This window comes from Streptomyces sp. PL-25 (assembly GCF_058344915.1).
This window is the reverse complement of record NZ_CP136997.1, coordinates 527,636-545,137: the sequence shown is the minus strand read 5'-3', so window position 1 is coordinate 545,137 and position 17,502 is coordinate 527,636. Positions and strand designations below refer to the sequence as shown.

General features: G+C 74.4%; 18 protein-coding genes. 6 read left to right on the top strand and 12 right to left on the bottom strand.

Annotation, left to right across the window (positions count from 1 at the left end; genetic code table 11):
* Positions 1–8: 8 nt before the first annotated feature.
* From R4Z62_RS02275 to R4Z62_RS02265, 3 genes are all read right to left on the bottom strand, one after another.
* Positions 9–1,520 (bottom strand): metallophosphoesterase family protein, encoded by a 1,512-nt coding sequence (locus R4Z62_RS02275; RefSeq protein WP_491518990.1) that lies wholly within the window; start codon positions 1,518–1,520, stop codon positions 9–11.
* A 103-nt stretch (positions 1,521–1,623) separates the two neighbouring features.
* Positions 1,624–2,385 (bottom strand): dienelactone hydrolase family protein, encoded by a 762-nt coding sequence (locus R4Z62_RS02270; RefSeq protein ID WP_064531158.1) that lies wholly within the window; start codon positions 2,383–2,385, stop codon positions 1,624–1,626.
* 124 nt (positions 2,386–2,509) lie between these two features.
* Positions 2,510–3,130: an L-threonylcarbamoyladenylate synthase gene (locus R4Z62_RS02265; RefSeq protein WP_018566446.1), complete on the bottom strand. Its 621-nt coding sequence runs from the start codon at positions 3,128–3,130 to the stop codon at positions 2,510–2,512.
* 394 nt (positions 3,131–3,524) lie between these two features.
* Between R4Z62_RS02265 and R4Z62_RS02260 the strand changes: the two genes are divergently transcribed.
* Together R4Z62_RS02260 and R4Z62_RS02255 are read left to right on the top strand one after the other, a co-directional pair.
* The gene (locus R4Z62_RS02260; RefSeq protein ID WP_491518989.1) at positions 3,525–5,075 is read left to right on the top strand and encodes a helix-turn-helix domain-containing protein; all 1,551 of its coding nucleotides are present in this window, start codon (positions 3,525–3,527) and stop codon (positions 5,073–5,075) included.
* A 561-nt stretch (positions 5,076–5,636) separates the two neighbouring features.
* Positions 5,637–7,013: an MFS transporter gene (locus R4Z62_RS02255; protein ID WP_491521825.1), complete on the top strand. Its 1,377-nt coding sequence runs from the start codon at positions 5,637–5,639 to the stop codon at positions 7,011–7,013.
* 295 nt (positions 7,014–7,308) lie between these two features.
* Here the strand turns inward: R4Z62_RS02255 and R4Z62_RS02250 are convergent, their stop codons facing one another.
* From R4Z62_RS02250 to R4Z62_RS02235, 4 genes are all read right to left on the bottom strand, one after another.
* Positions 7,309–8,433, bottom strand: coding sequence for a PP2C family protein-serine/threonine phosphatase (locus R4Z62_RS02250; protein ID WP_491518988.1), 1,125 nt, complete (start codon positions 8,431–8,433; stop codon positions 7,309–7,311).
* Positions 8,434–8,557: 124 nt separating this feature from the next.
* A complete protein-coding gene (locus R4Z62_RS02245) occupies positions 8,558–9,748 on the bottom strand; it encodes a beta-1,3-glucanase family protein (RefSeq protein WP_491518987.1) in 1,191 nt (396 codons plus the stop codon).
* Between the two features lie 324 nt (positions 9,749–10,072).
* Complete coding sequence (locus R4Z62_RS02240; protein ID WP_491518986.1) at positions 10,073–10,966, bottom strand: Gfo/Idh/MocA family protein; 894 nt, start codon at positions 10,964–10,966, stop codon at positions 10,073–10,075.
* 169 nt (positions 10,967–11,135) lie between these two features.
* Positions 11,136–11,450: a hypothetical protein gene (locus R4Z62_RS02235; RefSeq protein ID WP_491518985.1), complete on the bottom strand. Its 315-nt coding sequence runs from the start codon at positions 11,448–11,450 to the stop codon at positions 11,136–11,138.
* A gap of 230 nt (positions 11,451–11,680) precedes the next feature.
* On the opposite strand from R4Z62_RS02235, the gene R4Z62_RS02230 reads away from it, so the two are divergent.
* A complete protein-coding gene (locus R4Z62_RS02230; RefSeq protein WP_491518984.1) occupies positions 11,681–12,499 on the top strand; it encodes an SAM-dependent methyltransferase in 819 nt (272 codons plus the stop codon).
* 106 nt (positions 12,500–12,605) lie between these two features.
* Here R4Z62_RS02230 and R4Z62_RS02225 read toward each other — a convergent pair whose 3' ends face one another.
* Both R4Z62_RS02225 and R4Z62_RS02220 read right to left on the bottom strand, forming a co-directional pair.
* Entirely contained in the window at positions 12,606–13,526 is a 921-nt protein-coding gene (locus R4Z62_RS02225; protein WP_064531151.1) for a helix-turn-helix domain-containing protein, read from the bottom strand.
* A gap of 129 nt (positions 13,527–13,655) precedes the next feature.
* Positions 13,656–13,889 (bottom strand): DUF397 domain-containing protein, encoded by a 234-nt coding sequence (locus R4Z62_RS02220; protein ID WP_037873275.1) that lies wholly within the window; start codon positions 13,887–13,889, stop codon positions 13,656–13,658.
* 426 nt (positions 13,890–14,315) lie between these two features.
* Between R4Z62_RS02220 and R4Z62_RS02215 the strand changes: the two genes are divergently transcribed.
* The 3 genes from R4Z62_RS02215 (at position 14,316) to R4Z62_RS02205 (ending at position 15,787) form a co-directional block, all read left to right on the top strand.
* Positions 14,316–14,849: a hypothetical protein gene (locus R4Z62_RS02215; protein ID WP_064531150.1), complete on the top strand. Its 534-nt coding sequence runs from the start codon at positions 14,316–14,318 to the stop codon at positions 14,847–14,849.
* Between the two features lie 345 nt (positions 14,850–15,194).
* Entirely contained in the window at positions 15,195–15,419 is a 225-nt protein-coding gene (locus tag R4Z62_RS02210; RefSeq protein ID WP_064531149.1) for a hypothetical protein, read from the top strand.
* Positions 15,420–15,529: 110 nt separating this feature from the next.
* The gene (locus tag R4Z62_RS02205) at positions 15,530–15,787 is read left to right on the top strand and encodes a DUF5133 domain-containing protein (protein WP_064531148.1); all 258 of its coding nucleotides are present in this window, start codon (positions 15,530–15,532) and stop codon (positions 15,785–15,787) included.
* 78 nt (positions 15,788–15,865) lie between these two features.
* On the opposite strand, the gene tgmB is transcribed toward R4Z62_RS02205, so the two are convergent.
* The 3 genes from tgmB to R4Z62_RS02190 form a co-directional block, all read right to left on the bottom strand.
* Positions 15,866–16,822, bottom strand: a complete 957-nt coding sequence (tgmB, locus tag R4Z62_RS02200; RefSeq protein WP_491518983.1) for an ATP-grasp ribosomal peptide maturase — start codon at positions 16,820–16,822, stop codon at positions 15,866–15,868.
* A 15-nt stretch (positions 16,823–16,837) separates the two neighbouring features.
* Positions 16,838–17,029, bottom strand: coding sequence for a putative ATP-grasp-modified RiPP (gene tgmA / locus R4Z62_RS02195; RefSeq protein WP_018566459.1), 192 nt, complete (start codon positions 17,027–17,029; stop codon positions 16,838–16,840).
* A 121-nt stretch (positions 17,030–17,150) separates the two neighbouring features.
* On the bottom strand, positions 17,151–17,492 hold the full coding sequence (locus R4Z62_RS02190; RefSeq protein ID WP_064531146.1) for a YkvA family protein: 342 nt from the start codon (positions 17,490–17,492) through the stop codon (positions 17,151–17,153).
* Positions 17,493–17,502: the final 10 nt, after the last annotated feature.

Below are 17,502 nucleotides of genomic sequence, written 5' to 3'. Positions count from 1 at the left end.
GGGCCCGCTCACGCGGGCGGGCGCAGCGGGATCGTCACCTCGTCCTCGACCGGCGGGTCCGTCTCCTGGGCGAGGTTCCCGGTCGCCGCGAAACAGCGCAGCCGCACCGCCTCGGGCGAGACGTCCAGCCGCAGGAACGACTTGAAGAACGGCGGGCTGTAGGTGACCGAGCCCGGCGAGAACAACTGCGTGTACAGGGTGCGCACCGGCAGCCGGAAGCGGCCCCGGCGGCCGGGGCGGCGGCCCGCGCCCAGCAGGCTCGCCACCAGCCGCACGCGCCGGGTGACCCTGACCGGGCCGCCCGGCGCGCGCACCGGCGGCGTGCCCAGCCGCTCGGCGACCACCGCCATGGCCTCCGCCTCGGTCAGCGTGAAGAAGCGGCGCAGCCGCAGCCGGCGGGCGTAGACCCCGCTGTAGAACGCCAGCGAGTCGCCGCGCAGCGGATAGCAGCGGAAGTCGGACTCGGTGACGTTCGCGACCGAGACCCGGCCGATGGTGTGTGTGGCGTGCATGAACGCCCCGCCGCCACCGGAGACGACGTACTGCACCGTGCGGCCGTCCACGTCCACCGGGTAGCGCTGGTAGTTGTGGATGTCGCCGCCGATCGCCGCCACATAGTGGTGGGCGGGGTCGCGGACGATGTCGTCGACGGTGCCGCCGCCCTCGATCGGGCAGGGGTGGTGCTCACCGTCCACGTACAGCGGCGAGCCGGTCAGGAGGATCTTCGGGCGGGGGCCGCGCGACACCTCGCGCAGCCATGCGCCCTGTTCCGCGTCGAGCGTGCCGAGCAGGCCCGTGTCGATGCCGACGATCCGCACCGGCCCGGCGTCGATCGCCCAGTACGGGCCCGGCTGGACGGCCTGCTGGCCGGGGGCCGAACGCAACTTCCGTGCCTCGGCGAGGCGTTGCTCGTCGGCCGGGCGCGGGCGGTGCCACAGCAGCTCCCGCCACCAGGCGCGGCCCAGCGCGCGCGGCCGGGGCTTCGGCGGCAACGGCGGGGCGTCGTCGCAGAAGACGCGCATGAAGCCGCCGAGGTCCTCGTACCAGTCGTGGTTGCCGGGTATCGCGTAGACCGGCGCCGGATAGTCGCGGTACGGGCGGAAGAACTTCGTGCCGTAGTCGTCGGTGCTGCCCACGGGGTAGATCACATCGCTGGTGATCACGGCGAACGACGTGTCCCGGGAGACCTTCAGGAAGCCGGGCACGACGGCGTACTGGGAGTCGCCGCCCTCGCCGGGGTCCCCGAGGACCATGAAGGAGAAGCGGTCCGCCTCGGTGCGCCGGATCACCTTGTCGGCGGGCGCCCCGGCCGCCGTCCGCTGCGCCACCCACCGGGACCGGGTCCGCCCGGTGGGGTCCCCGAACCAGCCCGCGGCCACGCCGTTGCGCGCGGCCCACAGCGTCCGGGGGCTGAGCCAGGACAGTTTCTCGACCCGGTCCGGCATCAGCCGGGTGTAGGTGCCGCGTTCGGCGTCGTTCCAGCCGGCGCCTTCGACGGTATCGCGTGAGGAGTCAGACACGCGGTGCACCGTAACAACGCGCGGACGGCGCACGGCAGGCGGGTCGGGGCGTGATCGCCGCCAACTCACCTCCCGCGCGCGGAAGCTGAGGAGCCGTCCGCTCTCAGAAGGTGCGCTCCAGCAGACCGAGCAGCGCCGCCCAGTGCCGTTCGTCCGCCTTCGCGTCGTAGGCGTCGGTGTCGGCCTGGGTGTAGCCGTGCCCGGCGCCCGGATAGACCTCGCAGCGGTGCCGGACGCCCGCCGCGGTCAGCGCCTCCTCCAGCCGCTCGATCTGCTCGGGCGGCAGCGAGGGGTCCTCGTCCGCGTGGCCGAAGTACAGCTCCGCCGTGACGTCGGGGGCGGCCAGGTGCGGGCTGTCCGGGGCGTCGGTGGCCAGTCCGCCGCCGTGGAAGCCGGCCGCCGCCGCGACCCGGTCCGGGTACGCGCCCGCGGTCAGCAGGGCCAGCCGGGCGCCCATGCAGTAGCCGGTCACCGCCACCGGGCCGTCCGCGACCAGCGGGTCCTCGGCCATCCGGCGCAGATAGGCGCCCGCGTCGCGGCGCGACAGCTCGGGCGTCAGGGCCCGCATGACCGGGACGATCCGGCCGAAGATCTCCGGCCGCTCGGCCAGATCGATGAAGTCGGGCAGCTCCACCACCGGAGCGGGCCCGTGCCGGTAGAACACATGGGGCACCAGCACCGTATAGCCCGCTCCGGACCCGGCGATCCGGTCGGCCATGGCCCGCACGTGCGGGCGCGGACCGAACGCGTCCGTGTAGAACAGGACGCCGGGCCGGGGCAGTCCGTCCCCGGGGTGGGCGAGATACGCGTCCGCGGTGCCGTCCTCGGTGGGGATGTCGACGGCCTGTCCCTGTACGGCGCTCATGGGGCGCTGCCTTCCTGCGCGGTCGTCGCCGGCGAGGTCCCCGCCGGCGGAGGTGGGGCGCCCCCGGGCCGCAGCCGGCGGCCGAGGACGGGTGGATCACGGTCATCGTGCCATGCGCCGCACCTCACTCGAAGCGCGACGTGTCGCCCGCCCCCCGGCGCACGATCTCGGCCTCCCCGCCGGAGAAGTCGACCACGGTGGTCGGCTCGGTGCCGCAGTCGCCCGAGTCGAGGACCGCGTCCAGCACATGGTCGAGCCGGTCCTTGATCTCCCAGCCCTGCGTCATCGGCTCCTCCTCGTCCGGCAGCAGCAGGGTGCTCGACAGCAGCGGTTCACCCAGCTCCGTCAGCAGGGCCTGGGCGACCACATGGTCCGGGATGCGCACCCCGACGGTCTTCTTCTTCGGGTGCTGGAGCATCCGCGGCACCTCCCGCGTCGCCGGCAGGATGAAGGTGTAACGGCCGGGCGTGGCCGCCTTGATCGCGCGGAACACGTCGTTGTCGATCCGTACGAACTGCCCCAGCTGCGCGAAGTCCTGGCACACCAGAGTGAAGTGGTGCCGGTCGTCCAGGCGGCGGATCGTCCGGATCCGGTCGACGCCGTCGCGGCTGCCCAGCCGGCAGCCCAGGGCGTAGCAGGAGTCGGTCGGATACGCGATCAACGCGCCTTCGCGCAGGCCGTCGGCGACCTGCCGGATGGCGCGCGGCTGGGGGTTGTCCGGGTGCACGTCGAAGTACTTCGCCATCCGCCGAGCTTATGCCGTGCGCGGGGCCCGTGCCCCGCGGGCTCCCGCCGCGGGCCCACCGCGTCTGCTGCATCCGCCGGACCCGCCGGACCCGCCGGACCCGCCGGACCCGCCGGACCCGCCGAATCCGTCGTACACGGACGGGCGTACCCCGCGGAATCCGGGGAAGCAGAGGCGTACGGCGCCCGGAGCCCTCCCCCCGGCCCCGGGCCCGCGGCTCCGCCGGCCGCTCACCACCCCCCCTGTGAGCCGTCGGCGGAGCCGCCCCTCCCACCGCGCCCGTCCGTGTGGCCCGCGGGTCGTCACCAGGACGGCCGAGGCCGCCGCTGGTAACGTCCCGGACCGAGAACGCCGAGGTCAGTGCGGTGTACCGGAGCGGGAGGAGAGGGCCGACATGGCCGGCCGACAGGACGGAGCCGCGCCGGGACACGGTGCGGACGACGGACACGCGACCTGGGCCGAGGAACTCCTCGACCAGCTGCGCCCCGCGGGACGCGACCCGCGCCGGGTGGTGGCCTGGCTCGCCGGCGCCGCCCACGGGACGGCCTGCCTCCTGGACGGCACGGGCACCCTCCTCGCCGGAGCGGCGCTGCCCCTGGCCGACGACGTGATAGCGGACCTCCTCGCCGGCCGGTTCGCCTCGGCGGCGCTCCAGGACGAGACCCGGCACGTCCGCGCGGTGCGCGTGGGGCATCCGCAGGCGCCCGCCGCCGGGGTGCTCGCCGTCTCCCGCGCCACCCCCTTCGACCGGCGCACCGCCGACATGCTCACCCGCGCCGCCGCGGTCGTCGAGCTGCTGCTGCGGGCCGAGGACACCACCGAGACCGGACGCCGCCTCGAACAGGCGGCGTCCGCGCTGCGGCTGGCGATCCTGCAACTGCTGATGGTCGAGGACACCGTCTCCGCCCGCCGGGTCGCCGCGGGCCTGTGGCCCGGCCTGCTCGACACCGACACCGCGCACGTCTACGTCCTGGAGGCGCACCCCGACGAAAGGGAGCGGCTGACCGCCGAATGCCTGGCCGCCGCCGACGGCCAGGCCCTGGTCGTGCGCTGCCCGGCCGTGGACGGCCATGTCATCGTCATCGCTCCCGCCGAGACCACCGGGCGCGCGCTGCGCACCCTGGTCGGCGCCCGCCCGCGGACCTTCCTCGGCGGCAGCATCCGGCACAGCCTCGCCCGCACCGCCACGGCCTACGGGCAGGCCGTCAGCGCCCTCGCGCTGGCCCGGTTCCGCCCGGACGGCACGGCCGTGTACGCCGAGCGCACCCACCCCGAGCGCCTGATGGACGCCGAGGCGCTGCGGGCCTGGGCGGGACGGCTGCTGCGCCCGCTGGACACGCTGCCCCACCACACCCGCGCCGAACTGGTCGCCACCACCCGGCTCGGCCTGGAGTTCACCGCGGTCAGCGCCGCCCGCATCCTCGGGGTGAGCCGCAACACCGTCCGGGCCCGCGTGGAACGCGTCGAGGCGCTGCTCGGCGCGGACTTCTCGCTGTTGACCGTCCGCGCCGCCACGCACCTCGCGCTGAACACCCAGGCGGGCGTCGCGCCCGAACCGGCCCGCGCCCCCGCGGCGCGCTCGCGGCAGGTCGGCCTGGACGAACTGCTGGCCGGTCCGGCGCTGCGCACCTGGGCCGACGAACTCCTCGGGCGGCTGGCCGCCGACACCCGGGACCTGCGCGGCACCCTGCGCGCCTGGACCGCGGCGGGCGGCAACGCCGAGCGCGCCGCCCAACTGCTCGGCGTGCACGCGCAGACCGTGCGCGAACACGTGCGCGGAGTCGAACCGGTGCTCGAACGCCAGCTCCTCGCCGTCGGCAGCGATCTCTACGAGGTCGTCCTCGCCCAGCTGGCGGCGGGCGACCTGGAACCGCCCGTACTGGAACCCCTCGTACCGGAAACCACCCCGTCCGGCGGGGCCGAGGGGACCGACCGCGCACCGTGACGGGCCGCAACAGGGGCAATACGGACTCACCTGTGCACGGGTGAGTCCTCCGGCTGCCCGAAAGGGCACCGACGCGGTTTTGACGCGCGTAAGCGAGACGTAAGTTCGAGACGCCGCGGGGGTTTCCGCGGGGCCGCGTGCGCAGGCGGGACCGGAACGGGGGACCGGTCCGGCCGCCACGCGGCACGGCCCCGCGTCCCCGCGGCCCCGCCCCTGTGAGCAACACCACCGGGCCGCCAACCACCCCGCGCGGGCGCCGCGTTGACGCACACCACGAGCCCGGGGGACCGGCACGCGCACCGACCGTGCCGCTCGGTCTGTGAAGATGGGCAGCCGCTGTGCCCGGCATGTCTCACCGTCGAGCCGCCCTCGGCGGCACAGCACGGCAGTCGTCCGGTCTCTCACGCAAAGCGTCCCACCGTGGCCTCATTCCCCTCCGCCCGCTCCACCGCGCCCGCGTCCCCCGCCCGGCGCGTCGTCCTGCCCTCGCCCCGGCGCCCCGCGCGCCGCGCGGCGGCCTCGCCGGACCGCGCCCCGTGGCGGGCGCTGCGCCACCCCGCCATGCGCTGGTGGTCGGCGGCCAACCTGGTGTCCAACGCGGGCACCTGGATGCAGCTGACCGCGCAGAACCTCCTGGTCCTGCACCTCACCGGCTCCGCCGCCGCGACCGGTCTCTCCCTGTCCGCGCAGGCCGCGCCCGGTCTGCTGCTCGGACTGCTGGGCGGCGCGGCGGTCGACGCCTGGCCGCGCCGGCTCACCGCGTCGCTGAGCCAGGCCCTGCTCGCCCTCATCGGCTTCCTCACCGCCGCGCTCGTCCTCACCGGCCACCTCACGGTGCCGGTCCTGATGGGGCTCGCCGCCGTCACCGGGCTGATCGCCACCGTCGACTCGCCCGCCTGCGCCCTGCTCGGCAACGACCTCGTCCCGCCGAAGGACGTGCCCTCGTCCATCGCGCTGGGCTCGGTGGTCAGCGGCGCGGGCCGGGTCGGCGGCACCGCGCTGGCCGGGGCGGTGGTCAGCTGGTGGGGCCCCGGAGCCGCGTACATCGCCAACGGAGTCTCCTTCTTGGCCGTCGCCGTGGTGATCCCCTTCCTTCGCCCGCACCCCGAGGCCGGGCGGCGGACGCCCGCCGCACCGCCCTCCGCGGCACCCTCCGCCGCCCCGGCAGCCGCCCGGCGGGGCACCGGCGCACGCGAGGGGCTCGGCTTCTTCCTGCGCCGCCCCGCCCTCGTCGCCCTGGCCGGCATCACCGCGCTCAGCAGCGTCTTCGGCCGGAACTACGGGCTCACCCTCGCCGTGCTGGTCACCGGGCCGCTCGGCGGGGCCGCGGGAGCGTTCGGCACGGTCTCCACCGTGCTGGCGGTGGGCGGCGTGGCCGGCGCCGTGCTGGCCGGACGCCTGCGCAGCCCCTCCGTCCGGCTGGTCGGCGTCCTCGCGGCGGCCGGCGCGGTGCTCCAGATCGCCGCCGGTCTCTCCCCGACGCTCTGGGTCCTGCTGCTGCTCGTCGCCCCGATGGCGGTGGTCGAGTCGGTCTCCGACACGGCCGGTACGACCGTCCTCCAGACCGACCCTCCGGCACACCTGCGCGGCCGGGTCCTCGGCGTGTGGCGCACGGCGAGCACGGGCTGGAACCTGGTCGGGCCGCCGCTGCTCGGGCTGCTGATGCAGGCGGCGGGCGCCCGGGGCGCGCTGGTGATCGGCGGTGTCCTCGTCGCCGGGGCCATCGGCGCGGGCGGCCTGCGCCACCGGCTCCGCACCCACGGCGCACCATGGTCCGCCGCCGCACACGCCGTCCCCGACACCTCCGGTGCGTCCGCCCGCCCGCTCCCGCCGCCCTCGCGCACCGTGCCCTTCCCGCGACCCGCCGCCCCGGCTCCGGTCTGCGCGGCCACGGGCCACGGCGCGCTGTGCGCGGCCGGGTGCGCGCCGGGCGCCTGAGCGGGGTTCGCGGGGTTCCGGTCCGGCCCGGGTCCGCTTGGTGCGGGGTGCCGCGCCCGGGGCGCGGACCGGCCGAGGGGGGAGGCGGTTCCTGCGGAGGCGCGCTCCGTGGCCGTCCGGTACGGCGCCCGAGTCGGCGGACCGCTGCCCTGCACGGCACACGCCTGAGCGGGTCCCTGGCGGATCGGGTCCCGGCGGACCGGGTCCCGAGCGGTTCGGGTGCCGAGCGGTTCGGGTCCCGAGTGGTTCGGGGACCGACCGGTTCGGGTCCCGAGTGGTCCGGGTCCGGACCGGCTCAGCGGTCGGGTTCCGGCGGGCCCGGTGTCAGGACGAGCATCGTCACGTCGTCGCGGATCGTCCCGCAGTGTGCGAGGACGTCGGCCAGCACGCGGTCGGCCAGGGCCGCCGGATCGTGGGCGGCCAACAGGGGCAGCCGGTCCAGCAGCGGATAGAACATGCCGTCCGTGTCGCGCGCCTCGGTGACCCCGTCCGAGGCGAGGAACAGCACATCGCCGGGGAGCAGCCGCTCGATGTGCCCGTCGTGCGGCGGGAGCGCGTCGGACAGGCCGAGGCCGAGCGGCGTCCAGGGGACGACGGCGATCTCCGTCGCCGCGCCTGCCCGCAGCAGGATCGGCGGCGGATGGCCGCACGTCACGATCCGCACCGAGCGCGCGTCCCCGGAGAACTCCAGCAGCACCGCCGTGGCGAACAGCTCCGCGTGCCGCACCTCGGCCGAGTCCACCACGAGACGGCGGTCCAGCGCCGCCACCATCTCCGGCAGGCCCGGCCGGTCGAGCACCGCCTCCCGGAAACTGCCCAGCAGCGCGGCGACCGTGGAGACCGCCGCGAGCCCGTGCCCCTGCACATCGCCGATGACCGCCCGTACGCCCCCGGGCCCGCGCCGCACGTCGAAGAAGTCCCCGCCGACCAGCGTGCCGCGCTGCGCGGCCCGGTACAGACCGGCGCAGCGCACCGGCCCCACCCGCTCGGGCAGCGGCGGCACGACGGCCCGCTGCGCGGCCTCGGCGACCGTACGGGCCAGGTCCAGCTGGGCGTCGCGGCGGCTGCGCACGTACGACAGCAGCACGCTGAGGGCGGCCACGAAGGTGACCGTCTCCAGGTCGGTGTTGCCGGGATGGTCCAGCCGGAAGGCCGGCACGCTCAGCAGGACCACCACCACGCCGCCGAGCAGCGCGGTGGTCAGCGGCCCGTACGACAGCACGGCCAGCGGCGGGATGGCGCCCAGCAGGAACCCTATGTCCAGCGGGCTCGGGCTCAGCAGCGTCACCACGCACACCACGGCGGCCAGCGCCACCGGCAGCACCCGCACCCAGCGCGGCGGCGGGGCGCCCCGCAGCCAGCCCCGCCGGTAGGGGTCCCGGCGCGACGACAGAGACAGCAGGGCAGGCGGCTTCACCACACCACCACGCTGCTACGCCGTCCCCGACCCCGCACCCCGGCACCGCCCCGCGGGTGCCGGGGCGGCCCGCGGCGACCGGGCGGGGCGGCGGCGCGAGGACAGACACCGGACGCGAGGACAGGCCCTAGAACGGTGTGAGGGTCAGCCGGAGCCCGGTGGGCGCCGTGTCCTGGACGTAGGAGGCGAAGCCCGCCACGTCGTCGAAGGCGAAGCCGTACGCCTTGCCGTCCACGGTCGCCGCGTGCACCGCGCGGGAGTAGTGGTTGGTGATCCCGGCCGTGTAGAAGGCGCCCGCGTCGGTCACCGGCTGCGGGGCGCCGTCCAGCAGCACCGACCGGTTGAACCCGGCGCCGAGCACGGCCGCGACCGGTCCGGTCGTCCCGTCGTTGGGCGCGGCGAGCGCGCCGTCGCAGAACAGGACGTCCCGGGTCGACGGCTTGGCGAAGGAGACGGAGGCCGGCCCGGTGAAGGCGAGCCTGCCGTCGCGCACCCGGCCGGTGAAGGTGCCCGCCACGGTGGCGACCGTGAGGTCCTTGCCGCCGTAGGTGTCCCACACCTCCTCGATGGAGGGGGCGAAGTAGTCCCCGGGGAACAGCCCGGCGTCCAGGCCGTGCCCCGGGGCGATCACCCGGGTGTCGTCCACGACGAGCCGCGCGAAGTCACCGGCCTGCCGCACGGCGTCGAACACAGCGGCCCGGCCGCCGTCGCGCAGGGTGCCCGTGGTCTGGTCCTGCGCGCCGGTCAGCCGCAGGCTCATCGGCACGCTGAACATGTCGACCATCGTCGTGTTGCAGAACATGCCGGAGGCGTTGTACGTGAACTCGGCGCAGTCGTGCAGGACCGGGTGGTTGGGGTCGGAGGACACCCAGCCCGCCGGGTACTGGAGGGCGGGCCGGCCGTCGCCGTCGGTGACCGCGCGCAGCTTGAGCTTCTGCCCGAGGGAGACGTAGATCCGGCCGGACATGTACGGCAGCGACAGCCGGGTCTCGCCGCCGCCCACGAGCGGGATCGCGTAGTCGGTGAAGCCGTCCGCGCCGTTGTCCGCGACCGAGACGGGCGCGAGGGTGCCGTCGGGGGTGACCCGGACCTGGGCGCCGTCCTGATTGCCGACGATGTACACGTGGACGGAGGCGTTGTCGTAGGAACCGCTGTTGTTGGCGATCGTCAGCGGGAGGGCGCCCGCCGCCGCGGGGCGGGCCGAATCCGCCAGGGCGCGCGGAGCGAGGGCGGCGAGGGCGGGCGCGGCGAGGGCGGCGCCGCCGAGAGCGGTGAGGAACGTCCTGCGGCCGAGCGGACGCTGGTGACGAGGAGCCATGTGGGGGAGCCTCCTTGAAGCCGGACAAGGGTGTGGGGGAGGGGCGGCGAAGCGCGTGAGAGCGCTCTCACGCGCTGCCGGAAGGCCCGATGCTACGCAGCACCACCCACCGCGCCAACCCCTTGTGCCCCACCCCGACTCCCGCTTCCCCCACGGCGGTTGACCACAGGACGGGCAATTCGGAATCACTTGGTCCGGGGGTACGCGCCTTCGAGGAAGCCTTGAGGGGCGGCGGACTGGGCTCGGGCACCGGCCCGCCTTCCGCACTCTTCGCCCGGCCGGCCTCCCGGCTCAGCAGTGCCCCGGCTCAGGAGTGCTCCCGGCTCAGTCGCCGTCGCGGCCCAGCAGGTCACCGGCCTCCGCCAGGATCTCCGTGACCCGCAGCCCGAACGCGGCGTCGCACGGGTGCGGGCGTCCGGTGCGGGCGGCTTCCGTCAGGGCGTCGGCCGCCCGCGTGAAGGCGACGACGGCCTCCTCGGTGCCCTCCGGCAGGACGGCCGTCCCTTCCGTGCCCCGCACCTCCATCGCGGTCCCGGCCGCTGCGGGCGGCGCTGAGAGACTGAGCGTGAGGGTGCTGGAGGCGCCGCCGGTGTGGTCGAGGACCACATGCACGGTGTCCCCCGGGCCGGGTGCGGCGGCCGTCACCCGCCGTACGTCGCCCAGGACCGGCAGCAGCACCGACAGCGCGTGCGGGCCCACGTCCCACAGCGCGCCCTTCTCCCGCCGCCACGGCGAGGCAGCGAACGGACTGTCCTCGGCGCCGCCGAACAGGGCGCCGAGCCACTGCGCCCGGCCCGTGAACCAGCCGCCCCGCTCCGCCTGTTCGGCGATCCACGCCCGCGGCGCGCTCTGGAAGCGGGCGGTGAAGAAGACCACCGAGGCCACCTGCGCCCGCTCGGCGGCCTCGACCACCGCGCGGGCCTGCTCCACCGTCGGCGCCAGCGGCTTGTCCAGCAGCAGATGGCGGCCGGCGCGGGCCGCGCGCACCGCCAACTCCGCCTGGACGTCCGGCGGCAGCGCGACGGCGACCGCGTCCACGTCCGCGAGCAGCGCGTCGGCGTCGGCGTAGGCGCGGGTGCCGTGCCGCTCGGCCAGTTCCGCGGCGGCAGCCGTACGGCGGCCCCACACCCCGGCGAACTCCAGTCCGCCGTGCCCGGCGAGGGCGGGGGCGTGGACCATCTGGGCCCAGGGGCCGGTGCCGAGCAGTCCGATGCGCATGCGGTTGCCTCTCCACGGTGCCGAGCGGGGTGACGGTCCGCGTCGATACGGGCCGGTCCCGCCCGAGGGTGCCACAGCGGCCCGCTGGCGCGGCGAGCGGGCGCGGGTCCCGGGGCCGCCGGAGCGTCACCGCGCCGGGCCGCTCGCCGGGACGTTCGCCGGACCCCGGTCAGGCGGCGTGCCGCCGCCCCAGGTCCCGCACGGACCCGCCGTCCGCGCCGGGAGCGGTCCCATCGCCCGTCTCCGGGGCCGCACCGGCCCCGCCGTCCGCGTCCCGTCCCGGCGCGGGCTCCGTAGCGTCTCGCTCGTCCCGCGCGGCCCCCGTTACGGCGGTGCGGCGGCCGCCGGGGACCAGTCGCAGATGTCCGCGGTGCCGGGCGGGCCGGCCGCGGGCCGGGGCCGGTGCGGACAACCGGTCCTCGATCCGGTCCATGATCAGCAGCAGTGCACCCACGAACGGCAGCAACAGAACAGCGACGACCACCACGACGCCTCCTCCTCCGACAGGCAGGCGGGTGCTCCGGACCGCGCCTTCGATGGGTCCGGCGGCGTGAAGAATCTGTGACGATCGGGTGGATCGGGACGATCGGCGGCCGGGTCCGGGCGGCCCGCCCGTCCCGTGGCTGGTGACGGCGAACGGGGCCTCCGTAGGATGTAACCTCTGTTCGGACCGGGCCCGTTGACGCGGTGGCCCCGGTGAACCTGGGGGAATGGATGCCTGCGGAGAACCAGCTGTCCACGAACATCGACGAGCATGTGCCGACCGCCGCGCGCATGTACGACCACTACCTCGGCGGCAAGGACAACTACGCGGCGGACCGCTCGGCGTGCGAGGAACTCGACAAGGTCGTCCCGAGCACGCGCCGGCTCGCCCTGAACAACCGCCGCTTCCTCCAGCGGGCCGTCCGCACCCTCGCCCAGGACTACGGGATACGCCAGTTCCTGGACCACGGCTCCGGTCTGCCCACCCAGGACAACGTCCACCAGGTCGCCCAGCGCATCGACCCGGACTCCCGCGTCGTCTACGTGGACAACGACCCCATGGTGCTGGTGCACGGCCGCGCCCTCCTCCAGCAGGACGAGCGCACCGCGGTCATACACGCCGACATGCGGCAGACCGACGAGATCTTCGCGCACGAGGACACCCGGCGGCTGATCGACCTCTCCAAGCCGGTGGCCGTGCTGTTCAACTCGGTCTTCCACTGCATCCCGGACAGCGACACCGACGGCCCGCTCGCCGTGGTCCGGCGGGTCCGGGAGCGGCTGGTGCCCGGCAGCATCATGCTGATGTGCCAACTGGTCAGCGAGGAAGCCGAGGTGCGGGCGTTCGTCACCGACTTCATGGACAAGGCCACCCAGGGGCACTGGGGGAGGGTGCGCGAGGAGAAGGACGTCGCCGAGTGGTTCGAGGACCTGGACGTCCTGGAGCCGGGCCTGGTCGAGGTCTCCACCTGGCGCCCCGACACCGAGGTGGCGCCCCGTCAGCTCACCCACGAATGGGTGGAGTTCGGCGGCATAGGAGTGGTCCGCTGAGCAGCGGACGAACGGTAAGAACGGAAGGAACGGAAGGAAGAGGAAGCCGAGGAAGCGGCGGGGGCGGGGCGCGGGCGTCCTGCCGCGTCCCGGACGCGGCGCGCGCTCAGGGCGCCGGGTAGCGCTGCCGGGCCGTGGTGCGCAGCAGTTCCAGTGACTTCGCCGGCGTCAGGGCCTCGTCGGCCAGCCGGTCCAGGGCGATCCGGTACTCCTCGGTCTCGTCCCGGTCCTCTAGGAAGTTGGCGCTCCTGATGTGTTCCAGGTAGACGACGTCCGGCAGGTCGAGCCCGCCGAAGCGCAGATAGGTGATGGGTATCGCGGGTGCGGACGCGTTGGTCACGTCCAGCGGCACCACCTGCACCGTGACATGCGGGAGCTGCGCCATCTCGATCAGATGGTCCAGTTGCTCGCGCATGATCTCGCGGCTGCCGAGGACGCGCAGCAGCACCGACTCGTCGAGCACCGCCCACAACTGCGGCGGATCCTCGCGGCGCAGCAGATCGGTGCGCCGGGTGCGCAGTTCCACCCGCCGCTGCACCTCGTTCGACGGCGCGGTCGGCAGTCCGCGCTCCACCACCGCCCGGGTGTACGCCGGGATCTGCAGCAGACCGGGCACGTACTGGAGCTCGAACGTACGGATCGCGGCCGCTGCCTCCTGGAGACCGACGAGGCGGTCGAACCACTCGGGCATCAGCCGCTTGTCGTACCGCTGCCACCAGCCGGGCTCACCGGCACGCCGCAGCAGCTTCAGCAGGACCGAGGACTCGTAGTCGCCGGTGCCGTAGAGCTGAAGGAGGGCGCGCACGTCGCCCTCCGCCGGAGGCCGACGGCCCTTGCCCGACTCGATGCGCGAGAGTTTCGCGGCACTGAAGCCGAGACCCCGGGCCGCCTGCTCCTGAGACAGTCCGGCGTCCTCGCGGAAGCCGGTGAGCTGTACACCGACCAGCAACTTCAGCAAAGTGGGCGCCGGTTCGGAACCGTCCAGATAGGGTTCGAGGCGGGAGCGGCCTTGCGACTCGGCGGACATCCTGACTCCCCAGTGGACCGGCGGACTTGAGATTTACACTATCGCACCGGTCCCGCACGGAGGGCAGCCGTCCGAACACCTATCGGTGACTCGGCACCTGCCCTCCGCTCGCCCGCGGACGGCCGCCGATCACCACAACAGGTGGTCGAACTCACCCTCCTTGGCGCCCGCCAGGAACGCCGCCACCTCGGCCGGGGTGTAGACGAGGGCGGGGCCGTCGGGGTCCCGGGAGTTGCGTACCGCTATCCCGCCGCCGTTCAGGGCGGCGACCTCCACACAGTTGCCCTCGGCGTTGCTGTGCCTGCTCTTGATCCAGCGGGCGTCCAAAGAGCTGGCCCGCACTCCGTTCGGCGTCGATGGCACCGCAGTCTCCTCGCTGTTCACGTTCCGTCGTGAGGTGCGCCGGGCCATTGTCGGGCTCCGGCTGGTTCCGTCCGGATCCTTCCCCGTCCCGCGCACTTTCACGAGAAATTTCGCGTGCAATTGCACGCGGGCGCTGACAGCGTGGATAATAGCGGTGGCGTCAACCCCTGTGTAGACGCTGGCAGGTGACGTCTCATCAGGGAGATGCCGTGCTCTCGTCCGCGAATCTCCCGCCCGGAACACCGGGCGCAGCGGACCCGGCCCCGCCCGGATCGCCCCACCTCGTCCGCGCCACCGGCGCGGGACGCGCCCGGATCCGCACCTCCCCGTCCCTGCCCGTCCGGACGGCCGGGGCGACGCGGCCCGCGCACCCGCCCCACTGAAGGACCCACCCCCCATACGACCGCCGCGGAAAGGCCCGACGCCATGCGTACCGCACCGACGGAGCAGCCGAGCACCCAGCGCACCGACCGCGCGACCCATGCCGCCCCCGCGTCCCTCTCGGCCCTGGGGCAGGTGCCCTGGAGCGACATCAGGGACTCCACCGGCTCCGCGGCCGGCATCCCCCCACTGCTGCGCAGCATGGCCCGGGGCGACGCCGACACCGCGCGGGCGGCGCTCAAGGAGCTGCGCGGGCGCATCTGCCAGTACGGCTTCGTGGTGGAGCAGGCGACCGCCCCCACCGTGCCCTTCCTCTGGGAGCTGGCCCGGACGCCCCAGGTGACCTGCCGTCCGCAGATCATCCAGCTGCTCAGGAGCATCGCCGACGCCCGCCAGTGGGAGAGCGTCGCCGCCGTCTACCCCAAGCTCCTCAACCACCGGGAGAACCCGGTGGTGTGGGAGCGGCGGGCCCGGCAGGCGGTCCGCGCCCGCTCCGGCGCCCTGCGGGAACTGCTCGCCGAGCAGGACGGTGAGATCAGCCGGGCCACCACGGAACTGGCCGACGCCCTCGCCGAGTGACCCGGCCCTCCGCGCTTTCTGTCGATATGCGCACTTTCCCCCCGCGGTCCGGGCGTCCCTGACCTCGGGGCAGGAGACCTCTGGCCCGTTCTCGTCCGTCGGGATCCCGCCAGACACCCGAAGATTCCCCCGCCCTCGCCCCTCGGCGGCCGCAAGCCCTGCGCCGTGCCGGGCTTCTGACGGGCCGTTCTCCTGCCCGCCCGGTGCGTGGCGCCGACCCAATCTTGGTCGAAGGGCCGAAAAGCACCTATATTGCGGGTACCTTCTGCCGGGTCGTACGGCGCCGTGCCGCCGTGACCGGGGGCTGCCCGCGCAGGTGCGGCCGAGTGCGCAGCGGAGGCCCCGGTGACCCTCACCCAGCGGATCGAGCGTGGTGCGCGGCCCGGCCGCGCGCGGCGCGCCCGCGGCGCCGCGCCCCGCCCCGACCAGGGCCCGGCGGCGAACCGCTGCGGCACGCGCGGCACCCGCCGCTCCGACACCCCCGGCCCCTTCCTCCCCTCCGCCGAGGGCGCGCCGCCCCCGGGCCGGATATCCGAGAGCCGCGCGGTGCGCCGGTCGATCCACGGATGATCCACCGGGAATCGACTGAATCTGGTCAATCATGTGTCGCGAGGCGGTCGGCATGCATGGCACGGCGTGCCTGGGGCATACGCAGCAAAAAATCGAGAGAGGGGCGCTCCGTGCTGGTTCCGGACCCGAAGATCGTCAGGACGTTGCTGACTCGGTACGCATCACTGAAGATCGCGCAGGCTGAGAGGGAGCGGGCCGATGCGGCTCGGGAGCTGGAGGACGTCAGTTACACCCTGTGCGTCATGATGGGCACGACGAGCATCCACGACGCGATCGTCCGCGCGGACGCGCTGCTGCTGGCCACCGGCCGGACGGCGGAGGCGGCGCAGGACACCGACGGCGACAGCGGTCTCTCGCTGGCCGTCTGAACGGTCGGCTTGGCGTACGCCGGGGGCGCCCGTGGCGCTTCGTGGCACTGCGTGCCGTCGCGTGCCAGGGCAGGCAGGTCACGATCCGGCCACGGGCGCCCCCGGCCGGGCCAGCCACGCGGCGATGGTGCGGGCGATCGGCTGGCCCGTCTCCACCTCGATGAACCCGAACTGCCCCGACTGGTTGCACTCCAGGAACCACCAGGTCCCCTCGGAGTCCTCCGCGAAGTCGAAGGCACCGTAAGCCAGTTCGGCCGTCCGGAGATAGGCGCGTACGGCGGCCTCCGTACCGGGCGGCACCTCGGCGGCCCGCCACGGCGTCCGCGAGGAGGCGAAGCGGACGTCCACCTCGTCCGGGTCCGCGTCCGCCGGGATCTCCTTGCGGGCCGCCAGCAGGGTGCCGCCCACGGCGGTCAGCCGGATGTCGGCCCGCTTGTCGACCCGCCGTTGCAGCAGCGTGGGACCGTAGGCGACCGCGTCGAAGTCGGCGTCCGGCGCGACCCTGGTGGTGGGCACCGCCCGCGGCGGCTCCTGCGGATGCGCGCCGGAGACCGGCTTGACCACCAGGTCCGGGAAGCGCGCGGCGAACTCCCTGGCGGCCTGCGGGACGGTGGTGATCAGGGTCGCGGGCACCGGCAGCCCGGAGCGCTGGGCGAGTCGCAGCTGCCACGGCTTCACCCGGGCCCGGCGGGCCGCGTCGGGATGGTTCATCCAGCGCGCGCCGCAGCCGCCCAGCATGCCGTACAGCGCCTGGGTCGCCTCCTCCGTGAGCCAGGACGAGGGCTGGGCGGCCCGGGACGCCGGAACGCCGGGCCGGCGCACCCAGACGGAGCGCAGCCCGCTCAGGCTCACCAGCCGTCCCCCGCAGGACAGCTGGGCGTCGAAGGTGCCGTGCGCGTACTCGCCCGACAGCGTGGCGCCCGCGGTCAGGTCGGCCGGATCGAGCCGGACCACCGGGATCGAGGAGGCGTTCAGGTGGACCACCACCATGTCCGCCGTCACGTCCTCCTCGCCGGTGAGGATCAGTACGGTCATCGTCGCCGACCGTGTTCAGTCGTCGAAGTGCGTCTTGGAGCCCGCGGTCGAGGTGGTGGTGCCCAGTTCTCTCAGCAGTGCCTGGTCGCACGCGGCGATCCTGCCGTCCGGGAGCACGTTCAGCTGGAGCCCGGCGTCATAGACGTAGGGCGTACCGGCATCCCACTCCACGGCCGGACGTGCGTAGTTGAGCGCGAACGGTTGCATCGTCTCTCCCCTGTCGGTGCAGCCGCGATCAAGCGGTGGTCATCCGTGCGTTCTCGCTTGGCCCGCTGACTTTGTTTCGGGTTCCGGAGACTTATACGAATCGAACGAGTGAATGGTTTCCTCACGGAGCGTGATCATGGGCGTCCGGCAGTCCCCGGCGGCCGGAAAGCACCGGCCGCCGCCCCGGCCAGGGGCCCGCCGCACCCGCGGCGCCGTGCAGCGTGCGCAGGGCGAGGAGCAGGACACCGATGTCATCCAGATACACCGGATCGGGCAGCAGATCGACCGGCAGGACGAAATAGAGGACGGCGCCCCAGAAGACCCAGCGCGGTCCGGTCGGCAGCCCGGCGCGCCGCAGCGCCCGCCGGGCCCGCACCAGCCGGACGAACACCGTGACCGCCCCGCCCAGCACCAGGGCCGCGAGGACCGCGGTGACCAGGATCACCTTCATGGAGAAGTCCACGTCCCGCTCC

Bases quoted from the DNA above. Each gene is read 5' to 3' on its own strand.
- R4Z62_RS02240 (WP_491518986.1), bottom strand. From the start codon at position 10,966: ATGCGCATCGGACTGCTCGGCACCGGCCCCTGGGCCCAGATGGTCCAC.
- R4Z62_RS02245 (WP_491518987.1), bottom strand. From the start codon at position 9,748: ATGGCTCCTCGTCACCAGCGTCCGCTCGGCCGCAGGACGTTCCTCACC.
- R4Z62_RS02265 (WP_018566446.1), bottom strand. From the start codon at position 3,130: ATGGCGAAGTACTTCGACGTGCACCCGGACAACCCCCAGCCGCGCGCC.
- R4Z62_RS02230 (WP_491518984.1), top strand. From the start codon at position 11,681: ATGCCTGCGGAGAACCAGCTGTCCACGAACATCGACGAGCATGTGCCG.
- R4Z62_RS02260 (WP_491518989.1), top strand. From the start codon at position 3,525: ATGGCCGGCCGACAGGACGGAGCCGCGCCGGGACACGGTGCGGACGAC.
- tgmB (WP_491518983.1), bottom strand. From the start codon at position 16,822: ATGACCGTACTGATCCTCACCGGCGAGGAGGACGTGACGGCGGACATG.
- R4Z62_RS02255 (WP_491521825.1), top strand. From the start codon at position 5,637: ATGCGCTGGTGGTCGGCGGCCAACCTGGTGTCCAACGCGGGCACCTGG.
- R4Z62_RS02270 (WP_064531158.1), bottom strand. From the start codon at position 2,385: ATGAGCGCCGTACAGGGACAGGCCGTCGACATCCCCACCGAGGACGGC.
- R4Z62_RS02215 (WP_064531150.1), top strand. From the start codon at position 14,316: ATGCGTACCGCACCGACGGAGCAGCCGAGCACCCAGCGCACCGACCGC.
- R4Z62_RS02225 (WP_064531151.1), bottom strand. From the start codon at position 13,526: ATGTCCGCCGAGTCGCAAGGCCGCTCCCGCCTCGAACCCTATCTGGAC.
- tgmA (WP_018566459.1), bottom strand. From the start codon at position 17,029: ATGCAACCGTTCGCGCTCAACTACGCACGTCCGGCCGTGGAGTGGGAT.